Below are 15784 nucleotides of genomic sequence, written 5' to 3' on the forward strand. Positions count from 1 at the left end.
ATGGCAGAAAAGACCAACGGCAAGGGCAGCATCTTCCAGCTCGATAAAGGAAAAGACGGCAAGAAGCCCAAGAGCAAGTGCCGCAAGTGGCGCCTGGTCGTGAGCCTCGGCAAGGACCCACACACCGGCAAGTACCGCCAGAAGGCCAAAAACTTCGACGGCACCTACACCCAGGCGCAGCGCGAACTGCGCGTGTTCGTCTCCCAAATCGAGGGCGGCACTCTTATCAAGCGCAGCGGCTGGACGTTTTACGACTACGCCGAACACTACGTGAGCGCCCGCATCGCCGCCGGCGAGATCCAAGAGCGCACCGCCAGCAACATGCGCAGCTCTCTCAATGCGCTCGCATACCGCATCGGGGGCCTCAAGCTGCAGGAGATCACGCCCGATATTATCGAAGCGGCCTACATCGACCTGCGCGCCGGCAAAAGCCTCTCCGGCAAGCCACTTTCGGGGCGTACGCTCTACAACATCAACCTGGCTGCCTTCCTCATGTTCCAAAGCGCCAAAGACAAGGGCATCGTGGGTGAAAACCCGCTTGAAAAGGTCCCTGCGCCGAAGAAGGACACCAAGGAGAAAGCATCGCTTACCGCTGCCGCCTACAGCTCGCTCATCGCGTCGCTCGACCCGGCGCAGCGCATGCAGTGCGCCGTGCTTCTGTGCGCAGCACTCGGCCTTCGCCGCAGCGAGTCGCTGGGGCTTTCGTGGGGGGATGTGGACTTTGAAGGCGGTACCGTAAACGTGCACGCATCAACCGATGAGCACGCGGCCCTCAAAGAGCCCAAGACCGAGGCGGGCTTTCGCCTTTTGCCCATGCCCGAGCAGCTGGCGTCCGCGCTCATGAAGCGCAAAGCGGCTGTCGTGCGCACGCTTGCCAAGTATCACCCAGAGCTTCTCATCCCGCTTGATTTGTGCGCCGGCGTGCGCCCGGCGGGGTGTGTCGAGGTTGACGGCCAGCTCTACGACGTTGACGGAAAGGTGGCCGTTTGCTGCAACGACGACGGAGAGCGCCCCCAGCCCCAGGCGCTCAGCAAATGGTGGAGCCGTCACTGCAAGAAGTACGGCCTTGAGGGCTGGACGCTTCATAGCCTGCGCCACTCGTTTTTAAGTCTTGCTGCCGCTCAGGGTGTGCACCCATCGGTGATGATGCACCTCGCCGGTCACAAGAGCCCAGACACCACGCTCAAGATCTACACGCACGTCAACATGAAGTCCAAGCGCGAGGCCATGGATGTCATACAGAAAGCATACATGCTCGCCGGGTAGTAAAACGGTGCGAAGTGATGCGAGCGCCATGCGGGCACGATTCTTGACTTTTTCTTTACCGAAAGGATGTAGACAGACGCCCCAACCCAAAAACAAGCCATCTACCTGCATCCTTGCAAGCGGGTTTCAGTTACAATCCCAACACACAATAGGGTCCTGACCCTATTGTCACTATTGTCACGACCAGGGGAGGGCTACGTCGCCAAGGAGGAAGTCCTCGATCGAGACTGCGCCCGCAGCGCTGCCGCCGACTACGATGCGCGTTGCTTCGGGGTATGTACGCAAGAACACTGCCATGCCGCCCTGGGATTTTGTTCGACCGCTCTTCACTTCGATCGCTGCAAGCTTGCCTTCGCCTTCAAGGACAAAATCTACCTCGTTGTTGCCCTCGCGCCACCAGTGCACGTTAAAGCCTAAGTCCGGCCCCAAAGCGAGCAGGCGGGCTCCGATGGCGCTTTCCACAAGGTGGCCGCGCAGTTCAGGATCGCTGAGCAACAACTCCTTAGCGCGGCCGGATGCTGCGGTCATAAGTGCAGTATCGTAGACCATGAGTCTCGGTGAGGACTTTTTGCGCTTGACTGCCTTCGGGTCGTATTTCTCCAGGCCGCGCAGGACACCTGCCTTGTCGAGCAGTGTGAGGTAATGCGCCAGCGTCGCTGTGTTTCCAGCATCCTGAAGCTGTCCGAGCATCTTGTTGTAGGAGAGTTCCTGAGCAGAGAAGCGTGCGCCTAGTTCAAAAAGTGCTCTCATGAGTGCCGGTTTACGCACATCCTCCTGCTCTAACACATCGTTGGAGATAGTCGGCTCGATAATCGAGTCGCGCATGTACGCGCGCCAGCGCCTCTCGTCGTCGGCTAGCCGCGCGGCGCCTGGGAAGCCCCCGAAGAACAGAAAATCGTCGAGCGTGAAACCGAACGCCTTCCGGCATTCTGCTAGGCTCCAATGGGTGGATCGTAGCACCTCAAAGCGCCCTTTAAGCGAGTCCTCCAAGCCCTTGCGTAGAAGTAGGCTCGATGAGCCAGACAAAATGACTTTCAGGGGGCGTTGCTCGCGTTGGTCGGCATCCCAGAGCCCCTTCACTGCGTTGGGCCAGCCGGCCACCTTCTGTACCTCGTCGAGTACGAGGATTGTTGGCTTTTCCGAGTTGCGCTGCAGATTGCGTGCCTGTTGCCACTCCGTACGTAACCAATCTATGTTGGGAGTGATTATGTCATCAGCGCTTGCCGAAAGGAATGGCTTTTCGACCTGGTCAAGCGCTTGAGCGATTGCGGTTGATTTGCCGGTTTGGCGGGGGCCTGCCACTACCTGCAAGAGGGGATTGTCGTCCTCTTGCATTCTTGCCGCAATGGTTGCAACGATCTTGCGCTGAAACATCGTGGGTAGCCTCCTTTTGTTTCGAACAATATTGAGTAAATTTACTCAATATACTGCGTAAAATCAAGAGACACCTTGTGGCAATAACGTGACCCTATTGTCACGTTCAGCTAGTAATCCGTTTTGGTAGCAACGGTTAGGGGGGTGCGGTCTCTCTTCGGCGCCGGTCGGTGCCTGGTTCGGCACCTGGAGCACGGTATTAACCCTAGATAAAACACGAAAGCTCCCGAGATAGGCGATGACTCACCGTTCAGGAGCTTTTGTACTAAGAACAATAACTGTGACCGCTATTATATGTCAATGTCACTCTCATGGGCACAAAAAAGCTGGTCAGAGAGTTAGATCTGACCAGCGATTTTTCTGGAGCCAACGAGCGGACTCGAACCGCTGACCTGCTCATTACGAGTGAGCTGCTCTACCAGCTGAGCCACGTTGGCACGGCGTTGGGCAAAAGCCCCAAGCGCGAACATGAAGTATAGCGAAACGCTTGATTCCTTGCAAGGTATCTTCGCGAAAAAGCTTAACGCCCGCCTTACGCCTTCGCGATCAGTTCTCCCAGGCGAACGCAATCGCCACTATGCATAATGCCCGGATGATCCTTGACGATGAGGGTACCCACTACGTTCAAGCCCGCATCTTCAGCGCGTTTCTTCCAGATGTTCATCCATTCGCCGTGATTCCAGCTGTACGACCCAAACAAAACCACCTTTTTACCTGTTAGAAGCGGTTCGACCTCGGCATACATAGGCTCGAATTGCTTCTGCTCAAGCTGCTCTTTCCCCATGGCGGGGCAGCCGAATGCGAATGCGTCGTAGGTATCGATCTTGGTTGGCGAGAAGTCGCGCGCCATCATAGTATCGGCGGTGCCGCCAGCGCGCGTGATACCCTTGGTAACTTTCCTTGCCATGGCGGCGGTGTTGCCGGTGCCGCTCCAGTACACAACTGCAACGTTGCTCATTCACAACTCCCACATGCGATTTCAGCCGCGTCCTATTGGCGTGGCTCCGTAGTGCGGAGCTGGAGGACCGGACTTATGGTTCGTTCAAGCAAATACTACCGAACCAAAGCGATAAGCCTTCTCGAAACGCTCATTTTGTCGACAAAGGTCACAAAATGTATCGACTCGTGGCATTTTGGGCGCCAAGCCAACTGCGTGTGAGCCATGCGGCGCAAGCAATAAGCGCAGTGCTCGCTGTGAGCGCGATAAGATCGGGAAGCGATCCCGACATATACGATACGCTTACCATGCCACTGGCACTGAAGGCGGGGCCAAGGTAGAGGCAATCAAACGCGGCATGCGCGACAACACAAGGCAGCAAACTTCTGGTTCGTGCGAAAAGACCCGCCATAATCATGCCGAACAGGAACGCTTGCAGTATCTTCAACAGGGCTTGCGCGCCCGCGATAGGGCTTTCGAGCAGCAGAGCATCTTGCAGGGAAACGTGCAGAAGGGCAAACAACGCCGCTTGTACAATTGCTGCAGCGTGAGCGGGGTTTCGAACAGAACGCCACGAACAGAAGGCGCTTTCGAATGCCGTAAAGGCAATGCCGCGAAACAGTAGTTCTTCGAATACGCCGGTGAGCAGGCAAAGCGCCGCAGCAAGCGCGATGCGTGCCGCAAGGGGATCAGTGGGCGCGTGCACCTGCGGGTTGGGAAACACGATGCTTGCAATTCCTCCAATGCACGCTGCTGCGATCATCAGACCTACTGCGACGGTGGCAGCGCGGCGCGTGCGGGTAATGTGCGTGCTGGCGGTGCTGACACGTTTACACTGCGAGTCGGAAGCGCTTTCGCTGCTTTCTCTGCCTTCGCTGTGGTCACTGCGGTGTGGAGTGTTACTGCCGTTATGCTTCTTTGCGCTGTCAGATATGGGAGCGGCGCTGGTAGTGACAGCCGTTTCTGTGGCGATGCCACATCTCTTGAGGTTTTGGTCAACGAACAGCACAAAGGACAACAGGGGTAGGGCGAGCAGTGCTTCTTGAATGGTTGCCTCGGCGAGCGTGGTCGCGGGCAACGTGTTCATCACGAAAGTGGTGTACGCGATTGCGAAAAGCAGTACGAGCAGTCTAGCTGACGTTTCATCACGGTTGTTGTCGTTAGTGAAAGAATCGTTGGCGGAGGCAGTTTCTTGCTCGGTTGCTTCCGATTCGCGATTTGCGTTCATAACGGTTCCTGCCGTTTCGTTGTTCGTTGGGTTTCTGATGGGAAGTATACTATGTGGCATGGAAACGCAGCATCGAACAACCGAGAGTGCATGGGGCGAGGCATCGCTTGCTACCGACGCGCGCCAAGCCGTTGCTGCCGACGCGCGACAAGCGGTTGGCGCCGATACATGCCAAGCTGGTGCTGCCAACGCGTGCCAAGCCGCTGAAACCGATGCACGCCAGGTCGTTGTCACCCGCGCATCAGGGCGGGGTTTTTCCGGCTTGTCGTCGTTTACGCTGAAGGTTGTTGCCATCATTGGCATGACGTTTAACCATGCGGCGTACGTGTTTTACCCGTATTTGCCCTTCGGGGTTCGTTGTGTCATGCTGGCGGTCGGCGGTATGACGTTTCCCATCATGGCGTTTTTGCTGGTTGAGGGCTATCGACATACGTCGAACCTGAAACGCTATGCTTGCCGACTTGCGGTGTTCGCTGCCGTTTCTCAGCTGCCGTACTGGCTTTTCCTGAGTCATAGCGGCAACGTTTTACTCACGTTGTTACTGTCGCTTGTCGTGCTGTGGTTGTACGACACAATGAGCAATCGTCTGCTTTTCTGGGGACTGTTCGTTCTCGCGACGGCAGCAAGTGCAACGTGCGATTGGGGTGTATTCGGGCCTGTTATGGTTCTGATGATACATGTGCTTCGGGGAAGCGCGAGTGCACGCGTTGGGTCGTGCTTCGGGGAAGCGGGCGCGGCGACTTGTGCAGCCGAAGCTCAACGCGCGTGGCGGAAAAGCATCGTCTTGCCGACACTGATTCCCCTTGTCTCAACGGGAATCAGCGAGCTTGTAGCGGTTGTGGTCGATATCGCCGCACTGCCGTTTCTTCTGTACGCTGCAGTGGGTAATACGGCGGCGATTGGTTTGCTGCTTGCCTACAATGGAAGGCGTGGCTGGCCGATGAAATGGCTCTTCTACGCATACTATCCAGCGCACATTGCCGTACTGGGCCTGGCAAAAGGGCTTTTGCTGGGCGATTGGTCGCTCGGGTTTTAGTGTTCCGAGTTACGAGTAATCGGCACCAAGTACAACCAAAAACGCGGTTTCGAACGGAATCGATCCGTCGCTTGCCTGCACCGTACCAACTCCAAGAGCGTCGGCTATCTTTTGCGCCGCTTCTTTGTCCTGTTCATTCGCATACATAATGATGGTTGAGGTGTAGTTGAATGAATCGGCGTTGTCGGTGGTGGTTGTTTCGAACCCCGCCTTGTCGATGGTTGCCGCAGCACTTGAGCTTGCACCCGACACACCGTTGCCGTTCAAGACGGTTACGGTTGTTGAGCCGCTGTCTGTTGACGATGTGGTTGTGCCGTTGCCCGTCGAGAACACCGTGCCGGTGGCTTCGTCAACGTAGTCTTCCTCATTCGGAGGAAGACCCTGGTCAACGCGTTCCATCATGGCGGTCCATGCGTCGACGTCAACAATTTCGAACCATTGATCATTTATATACACCGACTCAGTCGGCTCGGTTCCGGTGTAAATGTCGGTTTCGGGATTCAGGCCGCGCATGGCCTGCGCGAGGCCGATGATCTCGTTCACTTCAAAGTCGGTAGTCACGTATTCCGACAGTGCCGAAACCGTTGATGCGATAGTTCTCGCGTCGGATTGCAGAAGCTTCTCGGCGATGGCGCTCAGCACCAAGCGCTGATTCGCCGCGCGGTATTCGTCGCCTTTGCCGTATTCGTCATACGCATGGCGGCTGCGGCACAAGATAAGCGCCTGATCGCCGTTCAGGGTTTGCGGGCCGGCTTCAAGCGAGCCGCCCGCTTCGGGGTCGTCGATGGCCATGGGTACGTCAACCTCAATGCCGCCTAAGGCGTCGACGATTGATTTGAACCCATCGAAGTTTATTTCCGCATAGTGATTAATGTCGACGCCGGCTAGGTCCGACACCGTTTTCACGGCGAGTTCGGCACCGCCAAGGGCGTGAGCCGTGTTGATTTTGTTCTGCCCGTATTCTCCCATGTCAACATAGGTATCTCGCAAAATCGAGATCATGGTTACCTTCTTGTTGGAAGGGTCCACGCGCACGAGCATAATGCTGTCGGTTCTGAACTGGTCGCCTTCGAATTCCGATGCTGCTTCTCGTTCGGCCGATCCGTCGGTTCCCATGAGTAGCATGTAGAACGGATCGGTGTCGGCGTACGTGTCGGTTAGCGAGGAAAGGAGCCCGCTGGTTAGGCCTTCATGAAGGTTGCCGCTGATGTTCGCGTAATAGGCGAGTGCGGCTCCTGCGCCGCCGAGCACCACCACGAGCGCGGCGATGACGGCGATAAGCGCGGCTTTGCGGCGCGAGTTCTTCCGCTTGGCAACGTAGTGATAACGCGACATGCGGGGTGTGCTGGAGAATTCGTCGGCGGCGTTGCTTGCGACGCGAGCGTTTGATCCCCGGGTGTAGCGGGAGCGATCAGCGAAATCCTCGTAGCTTTGCCCAGAAGTGCTCGAGCTACCGTAGGCACTTGCGGATCGCGTTGACGTGCGTTGCGACGACGAACCATAGCGTGATCTGCCGTAGCGTGATTCGCTTTGAGAGGGCGCGCCGCCGTGCGAGCTGCTCCGCGATGGGCGTGCGGACGGCCGGACAGAGGGGCGCGATGCGCCAGTATGGTTGCGTCGTTCGTAAGCCATGCATGTCATTGTGCAGGCGCGCAAGAACGCGCGCAACCCCGATCAGCCCTTTTGCGGCAAAAGCCCACATGCCTTGCGAACCTTCGACAGAAGGTTAGCTGCGCACGCCGAGTTTGTGGCGCATGGCGGCGTTTGCGGCCAGTTCCGCCGAGTCGTCAAGCGCTGAAAGCGAAGGCACCGAGCATCCCCTGCGCGCGCTGGCACGCAGCAACGCTTTGTCGAGCAGCCAGTCGGCAACTTCGGGATTCTTGGCCAGCAACGGCCCGTGCAGGTACGTCCCTAGTACGTTGCGGTACAGGATGCCGTCGGCGCGCGTTTCGTCGTTGTTGCCGCAGCCAACAGATGACACGGTCTTCCCAAACGGCTGAACGCCTTCGCCTAAGTAGGTGCGTCCAGCGTGATTTTCGTATCCGACAACGGGGTGCGTTGCGATGGTTGATTCGAGTGCGATGTTATCGATGAGGCGGTTTGCCGACGTTCCCGGTCGACGCGTGGTGATGTCAACCAGCCCTAAGCCTTCCACGATATCGTCGCCCCAAAGCCACTCGCTGCCGAGAATCTGGTACCCGCCGCAGATAGCCAGAAGTGCCCCGCCTTCTTCCACATAGGTACGCAGGTTTTCGCACATGCGCATGAGCTCGTTGGAGGCGAGCTTCTGCTCGCGGTCGGGGCCGCCACCCATAAACACCAGGTCAACCGAGGAAAGATCAACGTTTTCGCCGTACTGCACGCGACGAATCTCACAGGGAATGCCTCTCCAGCGAAGTCGCTGTTCCAGTACGCGCACGTTGCCGCCGTCGCCGTAGAGGTTCAGTAGATCGGGAAACAGATGCGCGATGACTACCAGAGGGGTGTTGTCGGTGTCGTGAGTGTCAATCGCGTTCGTTTCGGCGAAGGGGGAGGAAGCTAAGCTTGCGTCGCTTTGCGTGCCCGGGTGGTTTCCACAGGCCGGCTGCTCGCTTGCGCGTCGGTCGAGCGCAGCTTTTGCTCCAGGAAGCGCGGTGTAGTTAGCTATCAAGTAGGCGTTTACGTGCGGGGGAAGCTGCTCGATGAGGTTCAGCACTTCGTCGGCGTCAGCCGCCACGCGCGATTCGATATTGGCGTACTTCAGGCGAACCTGCATGTCATTGCCACGAATGCCACTTGCGTACACTGCCGTCGTGCCGCTTTCAGCAAGCTCTTCAAAGTCGATGTCCCACAGCCACGACACGTCATGTCCGTCGGCTTCCTTGTCGTTGATGAAGAATGCTACGGCCTTCTGCCCTTTGTCCTGTGCGACGATTTTTAGGTTCTGATTGAATCCGGTGGGGTTTTTCGCCAGATTCAGCAGCACGCGCCGCCCATTCAGCTGGTAGGTTTGCAGGCGTCCGTTTTTGGGATCAAACGATTCGATAGCTTGCTTGAGTGCATCGGGCGGACAGCCGAGCACGCAGGCACCCACCGCGCAGGCAAGCAGGTTGTATACCATGTACGAGCCGCTGAAGGGCGCCTCGATGCGCATACGTGAAGGGCTTTCGACAGGCTTGCCTTCTTGGCTTTCTCCGATTTCTCCGCAACGTTTGCTGTGATTTGCGAGAGCTACTGCCGTTGCGTTTGCTCCTGCATATGCAGCAATGTCGAACGCCAGTCCGTTGGCGGCAAGCTGCACGTTTTCGGCGGCGAAGTCGAGCGTGGGTCGCGCAAAGCCGCATTCGGGGCAGCGGTAGGCACCCAGCTGACCGTACTGGCGGAAATCGTAGGTCATCATGGCCGAACATTGCTGGCACATGTTCGTATCTGACACGGTGTTTTGGGAAAGCCCCATGCTCTCGGCAATACCGAACGCAAGCGACTTATTCGAAATGCGTGCGGCGATGGCGGCACACAGCGGGTCGTCGGCGTTGTACAACAGCACGGTGTTTGGCGAGCTTTCCAGTGCACCGGCTATGCTGTCTTGTACGCGGGCGATTTCTCCCATGCGGTCGAGCTGGTCGCGGAACAAGTTTAGCAGTAGCACGTAGTCCGATTTCAGGTGGGGAAGCACCTTTGCCAGCCACATTTCGTCACACTCGAGCACGCCCCAATCGGCTTCGCTCGTGTGCAGAAGCGCCGATGCGATGCCGGAGTCGAGGTTGGCACCGGTGCGGTTGCACACGACGCGCTGCCCGGCAACTTCAAGTGCGTCGGCAAGCAGGTTTGTAGTGGTGGTTTTGCCATTCGTACCCACGACGCAGATCGACCCGCGGGTAAGCTTCGGGGCCAGGTGGGCGATGACGTCGGGGTCTGCGCGCAGGGCAATTTGGCCGGGGAAATTGGCGGCGGGACGGTGAAACACGTTCTTCAGTGCCCAGGTAGAAGCCGCGCTTACGGCACGGGCGCAGGCGAAGCGAAAGCTCATGATGTATATCTCCCAACGAAAATGAGTAACAAAACCGCCCTTCGGCGGCCTAAGTTCAATGGTGCAGGTGAGCGCCGATAACGCGAAGCCCATCGTATCACAGCGCGATTTCCAGGCAACGAAGAAATTAGCCCGATGTGAAGCCCCCCAGACACTGGCGGGCTTCACATCGGGCCTGTAAGTACTTCACCGGTTGTTGTGACAGATGAAGCAAAATGATAAGGAGCTTCCCATTGCCCTCCTTGTTCAGGCGGGGGGGGGTGGCCCCTTGACTCGGGATTGTACCACGTTAGCGCTTGGCAAGGCCCCTTGCCGCAATATAGACCCCAACTAGGGTGGCGGCGGACGATATGCCCATGATCATTCCTGCAAAGAAGTCCGGCACATCGCTTCCGCCAACCACGTTGCGCGACGCCATCAGGGCAATTCCCATCACTATCAGGACAATCCCGTACAACGACGTACGCTGCGCTTCCAATTTCTGGGTTCGCTTCATTAAATCGAGAATTTGCTCTTCAACAGAAGATGGGACCATGCTGTCCTCAGGACTTGCTTCTTTCGCATTCACAAGCTCGGATACACTGATGCCCAGCTCCTTGCACAGACTCTGAACAACCGCATAATCCGGCATACTCTTTCCGGTTTCCCATTTGGATACCGCCTTGTTTGACATGCCTAAATTCGCGGCCAGCTCTGCCTGCGTAAGGTTCTTTTCCCGCCGTTTCTGTGCAATGAACGACCCAATTTCTGCCTGATTCATTCGATGAAGCCTCCTTCTGCTCGATGTTTCCATCATAGCCACGAAGCAGGCAAAATCGTGTCTCCTAAACGGAGATTTTGGCTGAAATAGCCTCTCTCAGCAATCGCGCATTACGTGAGTTTTTGCTAGCTTCCTCTATGTGCTACGCCGAGAACAACGAGTGCCGAATTAAGGGTGCCGCATGGTCACATAAATAGAGTGGAATGTTCACCACATCGTCATCTTTAGCGAGGTTGAGCAGCGAAAATCTCACACGAAGTGGAGTTTCTCGGGGATATTTGTATGCGTAGTATTTCAAACTCGGCGATTTCACGTTCGTTCCAGCCTTCACTTCACACGGAATGACCTCGTTGCCAAGCTGAACCAGATAGTCAACCTCGTGGCGCGGTTTCTCACTGACCCAGTAGCGAGGATCTACATCGAGTTGCGTCATCAGCGCCTGTAACACGTAATTCTCAGCGAAAGCTCCTTTAAACTCCGAAAACATGTTTTCAGTTCGCGAGAACACCGTCGCATCCAATCGCGAGAGCCGACGTAAAACCCCAATATCGAGAGCATATATCTTGAAGGCATTTTCATCATAGGCACTCAACGGCAGACCCGGACGAGTAGAACGGTTCACACGATAGATTAGCCCGGCGTTCTGTAACCATATCACAGCATCCTCGTACTCACGAGCACGCGACCCTTCCCTTACGATACCGTAGAGAAATTTCTTATTATCCCGAGCAAGCTGTGCTGGCAGAGACCGCCACACTTGGCTGATTTTTGCGAACATTCGCGCCCCGCCGTGCTTCGCGAAGTCTCGCTCGTAAGAATCAAGAAGATCCGAAAGCACCAGATCCACTTGGCCGATATCGCTCGTTGTCGCCCACCGGAGCACGGCTTCGGGCATGCCTCCAACAGCAAAGTAAGCCCGAAGATTGTCCCGAAGGCGATCAGCGAATAGTTGAGGAATCGACTCAAACGTGCTTATACTACCTGCATACTGAGCAAGCGGTTCCTCGCCGACCGCCCAGAGAAACTCCGTGAACGTCATCGGATACATTGTAAGAAAGCTGACCTTCCCCACGGGAAACGCGTTTTCTGAAGCGAGAGCAACGCCCAGTAACGAACCCGCACAAGCAACCGCGAGATGGGGCATTTCCTCGCAGAAATACTTGAGCGAGTTAATTGCGGCTGGGCAGTCCTGAATCTCGTCCAAAATGAGAAGCGTGCTGTCAGCCTCAATGGGAACTCCGAGAGCCAGCGTCAGGTTGGCAACAATGCGCCGCGGGTCATGGGTCTGTTCGAAGAATTCTGCATACTCACTCGGCGTGTCAATGTCGATCTTCTCCAGCGACACATAAGCGACATTGGCAAACTCATCGATACCAAACTGCTTAAGCACCTGGGTCTTGCCCACCTGGCGCGCCCCTTTGAGCACCAACGGCTTGCGAAAGGGCGAGTTCTTCCACGCACGTAGCTGCGACGTGATCTGCCTTGTCATATAACGCTGCATTACTCAATCCTTCCGATAATGTGATTTCTATCACATTATTCCTTGGTATTTCGTGCATAGTATCACATTTTTGGAAGTATTTGGAATTGAGTTGAAGATTAGGGCTCAAAAACGGTTCGCAGGGTTCACTTAGCAAGTAGTCTACACCAAAATTTCGAACACGACATCAACAGGAAGCATAAGGGAAACACTGATTAACCGAAGTCAGAAAAGCACACTTTACCGGCGCGTTTTAAGCGATGTTTTCTTCGCTTTCTTCGCGCAACTTAAAAAACACCTCGTCTCCTGTCAAGCTGACGGGTTCCTGTAGCATCTCATGTATTTCCGCGGGAACAGCACGCTCGAGATATTCGGCCATCTGGTTGACCGGAATAGCGAAATCCGAGATGCGCCAAAAGAACAATGCGTCGCAAAGCGAGTAGACCCAGAACCGAAGAACGTATTCTAGCCCCTCATCAAGACGAATGCGCTTGTATCGCGTTACGGTGTCTATGAACATACCCACATGATAGGACGTAAAATCGTCCATGATTCGTCGCGCGGCGGAATCGCCCCATTCTCCTCCAGCGCGAAAGAACGCCGCGAAGCGCTTAGTGGCTGCCAATGTCATGGTAATGCCTTCATGCCACGTTAACGTTCGCCCAATCTGGGCCAGTCCGATTGCACTGACGCGCCGCATAACCCACTCTGCCGCTTCAATCTTCCCATCGAAGCGCCGGTAGAACGTGGTTCTGGAAACGTTTGCCTTCTCGCATATTTGTCTAATGGACATCTCCTCGTACGTATGCGTTTCAGCAAGCTCGTTCATGGCCAAAATGATGCTACGAGCAATTTCGTCATTCTGAAAGACGAATTCGTCTACGACATGCTGCATAACCCCATCCCCTCAGCTATTCACTCAAAAAGTGAACATTTGCAGGTTAAATGTTACTCCATCACCGGCTCTTTCGTCTCGACATCAGCTCGGATTGTTTCCAATTTATGGGTGCTTTCGCCTTCCACGAAACACCGCCTGCTAGCATTTGGCGACGGAGTTCACCTCGAACGAACTCGAGCTTCATTGAAGGGGACGAGCAACGAAAACGCTCGTCAAAACGAAAGGAGAGGGATATGACTCTGGAACTGAACCGCCGAACCTTCCTTAAGGGAATGGCAGCCGCCGGTGTGGCAAGCGCGGGCGTTCTGGCAGCAGGCTGTGCGCCTACGGCTGGCAGCACGAGCAGCGAAGGGGAATCGACAGGCACTGGCTCTTCGGAAGAAGCGCGCTATTCCTTTGAGGTTGTGCCCGAGCCTATTCCCGAAGAGGAAATCGTAGAAACTATCGACTGCGAAATCTTAATTGTAGGCGCGGGCATTGCCGGCAACGCCGCCGCAGCGCGTGCATCCGAGCTTTGCGATGATGTGCGCGTCATAGAGGCCGGTTCTGGCTACGGCTCATCCCGTTCTTCCACCACCGGATACAACACCAAGTACCAGCGTGCGTTGGGTCTTGAGTTCAACGACGAAATTCGCGATCAGCTGATCTTGGATGCGTACATGCTCTCGGGCCGTTATCAGTCGCGCATCGACCTCATTTCCATTTACGTTGACCACTCCGGCGAAATGCTCGACTGGGCTGGAGGCATTATGGAAGACTTCGGCGGAGCGCAGGTAACCTACGCCGCGCCGTTCTCCCAAACAGGAGACAAACTGGCAGCCGGCACGCTGCTCGTAACCGGAGATAAGAGCAATATCACGAACTACTACAACCTGTTCGAGCTTTCCCATAATTTCGTCGGTCCCGATCCTCACGAGAAATTTGAGTGGAATGCCGTTATGGGCGACTACGCCGCATCCAACGGTGCCGTATTCGACTTCAACACCAAGGGCGTACGCATCGAGCGATCCGAAGAGGAAGACCGCCCCGTCACCGGCGTTATTGCCACCAATAAGGACGGCGCGTACGTTCGCTACAATGCTTCCAAAGGCATTATCATTGCAGCTGGCGACTACATGCGCGATCCCGAAATGCTGCAAAAGTACTGCCCGTTGGCGCTGAACAACTACTACGACTTCTCGGCACCTCAGTGCGATGGCGCAATGGCTAAGGCGGCCATGTGGATTGGAGCCGGATTCGATACCATGGCAACGCTGGATGCATGGCCTGGTCAGACCATCACCGGCAAAATTATGCGCCCGGATCCCGCCAAAGAAGAGAACCCCGAACTGGCGGCCCTGTGGGCTATGTCCGATGCGTGGTCTTGGAATCCCGCTGTTGCTTCCTACCCCATGCTCTATGTAACCAAGCAAGGAGAGCGCTTCACCAACGAGGAAACCGAGAACATTACCGGATGCATGCGCATGGCTAACTGCCTTGCTTCTGTTCCGCCCGAAGGCTTCGCGTGGTCAATCTGGGACGGCGCATGGTTCGAGAAGTACGGCGACATTTTGGCCCCCATTACAGCTTTCTCTATCAACACCCAAGAGCAGATTGACAACGTTGACGTACCCAACGGTCTAACGTTCAAGGCCGACACCATCGAAGAGCTCGCCGAAATGGTAGAGATTCCTTACGAAGACCTCAAGGCGACCATAGACACCTACAACGCCATGTGCGAATCCGGCCATGACGACCTGTTCCTCAAGCAGGCGAAATGGTGCAAGCCTATCGATACCCCGCCCTTCTATGCAGCAGGCATCGGCATGGGTATCGAATGTGTCCGAGGCGGCCTGACCATGGACGGCAAGCTGCGCATTACCGACACCGAGGGCAAGCCGATTCCTCATCTGTATGCAGTTGGCAATTCGGGCGGCTCCTTCTACGGAAACATTTACCCGTCCATGATCGGCGGCACCGGCACGGGCCACGGCATGACGTTCGGAATGTTGGCCGCAGAAGAAATTATGGGCCAGAGCCGTCTTGGCTAAAGCAGCGTTAATGAATTCGTTAGGGTGATGGCGTACCCGCGAAGCCGCACTTCGCATCGCACTTCGCATCGCGCCGCAGCCCTCTTGAATTCCAAGAATGCCACAGCACGTAATAAAAGGGCGTATCGTTGCCAGAGAGCAGTGATGCGCCCTTCTTGCATTAATCTAGTCCCGCCTGACCAGGGTTGATTGAACTCATCAGTGCTTCCTTAAACATCAACGATATCGTATTCGTAGTTTTCGGGTTTGAAGCATTTGACAAAATCGCTTGGCGTAATCGCCTTGACGGGCGATTGGCAGTAGTCTTTCACGTTGCGTGTAATGAGAAGGTCAGCCCCGTGCCGCGCTGCCGATTCCGCGATGACTGCATCCTCAAAATCCTTCATTGCATTTGCGTGAGCTCGCTTGCAGTCCGATTCGGAAACGTCAGCGATACACAGCAGATCAAACAACGCTTCTACTTCCTCGTGCACCCGAGGACGAGAGATTCCGTGCCGATGTAATACATAGGAAATTGTGGGCAGCGAAGCAGCCGATATGAAGATTTCACAGTTACGCAGAAGGGCGACATCATAGGTAACAAAGGAATCAAAAAACCAGTCGGTCTTTCCGAGGATATCTACGACAACATCGACATCAAGGGAAATACTGATTAATTCGCCCTGGACCTAGTCCACACATTGCTAAAGTCAATCGGCAAGAGAGATGGCAGTCTTCGCAAAGCATATGGATGGTATAATAATCCCAGCTCATAAGTACAATTTAC

12 protein-coding genes and 1 tRNA gene are annotated in these 15784 nt (G+C 55.6%); 3 read left to right on the forward strand and 10 right to left on the reverse strand.

The features are described 5' to 3' along the window. Entirely contained in the window at positions 1-1266 is a 1266-nt protein-coding gene (locus G7Y43_RS00845) for a site-specific integrase (RefSeq protein WP_165043065.1), read from the forward strand. 177 nt (positions 1267-1443) lie between these two features. On the opposite strand, the gene G7Y43_RS00850 is transcribed toward G7Y43_RS00845, so the two are convergent. From G7Y43_RS00850 to G7Y43_RS00865, 4 genes are all read right to left on the reverse strand, one after another. Next, a complete protein-coding gene (locus G7Y43_RS00850; RefSeq protein WP_165043067.1) occupies positions 1444-2640 on the reverse strand; it encodes an ATP-binding protein in 1197 nt (398 codons plus the stop codon). 361 nt (positions 2641-3001) lie between these two features. Beyond that, positions 3002-3077: transfer RNA gene (locus G7Y43_RS00855), tRNA-Thr, on the reverse strand. Between the two features lie 95 nt (positions 3078-3172). Continuing rightward, positions 3173-3598, reverse strand: coding sequence for a flavodoxin domain-containing protein (locus tag G7Y43_RS00860; RefSeq protein ID WP_165043069.1), 426 nt, complete (start codon positions 3596-3598; stop codon positions 3173-3175). A 148-nt stretch (positions 3599-3746) separates the two neighbouring features. After that, entirely contained in the window at positions 3747-4805 is a 1059-nt protein-coding gene (locus tag G7Y43_RS00865; RefSeq protein ID WP_165043071.1) for a CPBP family intramembrane glutamic endopeptidase, read from the reverse strand. A 58-nt stretch (positions 4806-4863) separates the two neighbouring features. Between G7Y43_RS00865 and G7Y43_RS00870 the strand changes: the two genes are divergently transcribed. Then, entirely contained in the window at positions 4864-5841 is a 978-nt protein-coding gene (locus tag G7Y43_RS00870) for a TraX family protein (protein WP_165043073.1), read from the forward strand. Between the two features lie 9 nt (positions 5842-5850). Here the strand turns inward: G7Y43_RS00870 and G7Y43_RS00875 are convergent, their stop codons facing one another. The 5 genes from G7Y43_RS00875 to G7Y43_RS00895 all read right to left on the reverse strand — a co-directional run bounded on the left by G7Y43_RS00875 (position 5851) and on the right by G7Y43_RS00895 (position 12985). Continuing rightward, positions 5851-7473: an LCP family protein gene (locus G7Y43_RS00875; RefSeq protein ID WP_241158083.1), complete on the reverse strand. Its 1623-nt coding sequence runs from the start codon at positions 7471-7473 to the stop codon at positions 5851-5853. A 94-nt stretch (positions 7474-7567) separates the two neighbouring features. Continuing rightward, complete coding sequence (locus G7Y43_RS00880) at positions 7568-9850, reverse strand: MurT ligase domain-containing protein (protein ID WP_165043075.1); 2283 nt, start codon at positions 9848-9850, stop codon at positions 7568-7570. Positions 9851-10139: 289 nt separating this feature from the next. After that, positions 10140-10610, reverse strand: a complete 471-nt coding sequence (locus G7Y43_RS00885; RefSeq protein WP_165043077.1) for a helix-turn-helix domain-containing protein — start codon at positions 10608-10610, stop codon at positions 10140-10142. Positions 10611-10752: 142 nt separating this feature from the next. Further along, entirely contained in the window at positions 10753-12111 is a 1359-nt protein-coding gene (locus G7Y43_RS00890; protein WP_241158084.1) for an ATP-binding protein, read from the reverse strand. A gap of 232 nt (positions 12112-12343) precedes the next feature. Beyond that, positions 12344-12985, reverse strand: a complete 642-nt coding sequence (locus G7Y43_RS00895) for a TetR/AcrR family transcriptional regulator (RefSeq protein WP_165043079.1) — start codon at positions 12983-12985, stop codon at positions 12344-12346. Between the two features lie 236 nt (positions 12986-13221). Here G7Y43_RS00895 and G7Y43_RS00900 point away from each other — a divergent pair, with 236 nt between their 5' ends. After that, entirely contained in the window at positions 13222-15018 is a 1797-nt protein-coding gene (locus G7Y43_RS00900; RefSeq protein ID WP_165043082.1) for an FAD-binding protein, read from the forward strand. Positions 15019-15227: 209 nt separating this feature from the next. Here the strand turns inward: G7Y43_RS00900 and G7Y43_RS00905 are convergent, their stop codons facing one another. After that, a complete protein-coding gene (locus G7Y43_RS00905) occupies positions 15228-15671 on the reverse strand; it encodes a PIN domain-containing protein (protein WP_165043103.1) in 444 nt (147 codons plus the stop codon). Positions 15672-15784 lie beyond the last annotated feature (113 nt).

The sequence above is a fragment of the Adlercreutzia sp. ZJ138 genome (assembly GCF_011038935.1).
Taxonomy (GTDB): domain Bacteria; phylum Actinomycetota; class Coriobacteriia; order Coriobacteriales; family Eggerthellaceae; genus ZJ141.

Excerpts from the sequence above, each read along its gene's own strand:
- G7Y43_RS00845 (WP_165043065.1), top strand. The coding sequence starts at position 1 with ATGGCAGAAAAGACCAACGGCAAGGGCAGCATCTTCCAGCTCGATAAA.
- G7Y43_RS00850 (WP_165043067.1), bottom strand. The coding sequence starts at position 2,640 with ATGTTTCAGCGCAAGATCGTTGCAACCATTGCGGCAAGAATGCAAGAG.
- G7Y43_RS00860 (WP_165043069.1), bottom strand. The coding sequence starts at position 3,598 with ATGAGCAACGTTGCAGTTGTGTACTGGAGCGGCACCGGCAACACCGCC.
- G7Y43_RS00865 (WP_165043071.1), bottom strand. The coding sequence starts at position 4,805 with ATGAACGCAAATCGCGAATCGGAAGCAACCGAGCAAGAAACTGCCTCC.
- G7Y43_RS00870 (WP_165043073.1), top strand. The coding sequence starts at position 4,864 with ATGGAAACGCAGCATCGAACAACCGAGAGTGCATGGGGCGAGGCATCG.
- G7Y43_RS00875 (WP_241158083.1), bottom strand. The coding sequence starts at position 7,473 with ATGGCTTACGAACGACGCAACCATACTGGCGCATCGCGCCCCTCTGTC.
- G7Y43_RS00880 (WP_165043075.1), bottom strand. The coding sequence starts at position 9,850 with ATGAGCTTTCGCTTCGCCTGCGCCCGTGCCGTAAGCGCGGCTTCTACC.
- G7Y43_RS00885 (WP_165043077.1), bottom strand. The coding sequence starts at position 10,610 with ATGAATCAGGCAGAAATTGGGTCGTTCATTGCACAGAAACGGCGGGAA.
- G7Y43_RS00890 (WP_241158084.1), bottom strand. The coding sequence starts at position 12,111 with ATGCAGCGTTATATGACAAGGCAGATCACGTCGCAGCTACGTGCGTGG.
- G7Y43_RS00895 (WP_165043079.1), bottom strand. The coding sequence starts at position 12,985 with ATGCAGCATGTCGTAGACGAATTCGTCTTTCAGAATGACGAAATTGCT.
- G7Y43_RS00900 (WP_165043082.1), top strand. The coding sequence starts at position 13,222 with ATGACTCTGGAACTGAACCGCCGAACCTTCCTTAAGGGAATGGCAGCC.